At 65.0% G+C, this 769-nt stretch carries 1 protein-coding gene; it reads right to left on the bottom strand.

The annotated features are described in order from the left end of the window. On the bottom strand, positions 1 to 690 hold a 690-nt coding region (locus XcuCFBP2542_RS18975), incomplete at its 3' end, for an IS4 family transposase (RefSeq protein WP_146090378.1). Between the last annotated feature and the right edge of the window lie 79 nt (positions 691 to 769).

Here is a 769-nt window from a genome sequence, read left to right as displayed (position 1 = left end):
CCGGGCCCGCATCAGCCAGTGACGCTGCGTGCCCGCAGACTGCCAGTCCAGCAGGAACGCGGCCGAGAAGTACGCTCGGTCAAATAGCGTCACCGAGTGGTCCTGGCCCTGCAGCTGCGCCGCCAGGCTCAGTTCACCGCAGTCCATGCCGCCGAGCTTGGCGTCGAGCAGCTCGTGGCTGTGGGTATCCATCAGGCAGGTGGCGCGAATCTGCGGCCAGGACAAGGGACCATGCTGGTTGCTGCAGCTGCCGAGGTCGGCTCGATTCTCCGCAGTGTCCTGTGCTGCCCAGACCACGCCGTCCACCGCCAGCACGCGCAGTGGCCGCTGCGTATCCACCGCTGTGCGGCTCCAGGCCCGGGTCAATAGACCGAACAATTCGGCCAGGGGTTCTTCTCCAAGACGCTGGCGGGCCTGCACGCCGGCACTCGGCGCGGGCAGCGCTTGTGCGTCCAGGCTCAGATCAAGCTGCTGCACCACCTGCCACAGTGGTCGGTCACGAAACAGCGCCAGTCCGATCACCAGCCACACGGCATGCTCGGCCGGCAGCTTGCGCCGCCGGATCGACGCCTTGCCGCTGGTCGCCAGCGCCTGCTCGATCCAGGCCGGCTCTATCAATGTGCTGAGTTGGTCGAGTCGATCAGGGACTCGCGGTAATGTCTCGCGCAGGGCGCTCGCAAACAGGCTCATCAAGCAAAAAAGGGAACGTGTTGAACACGTTCCCTTTTTACTGGATCAGCTCCCCTCGGGGCTTAACTGACTGGCATTG

The organism is Xanthomonas cucurbitae (assembly GCF_002939885.1).
Lineage (GTDB): Bacteria > Pseudomonadota > Gammaproteobacteria > Xanthomonadales > Xanthomonadaceae > Xanthomonas > Xanthomonas cucurbitae.
The sequence above is the reverse complement of the archived record's forward strand: the minus strand, read 5'-3'. Positions and strand labels throughout refer to the sequence as shown.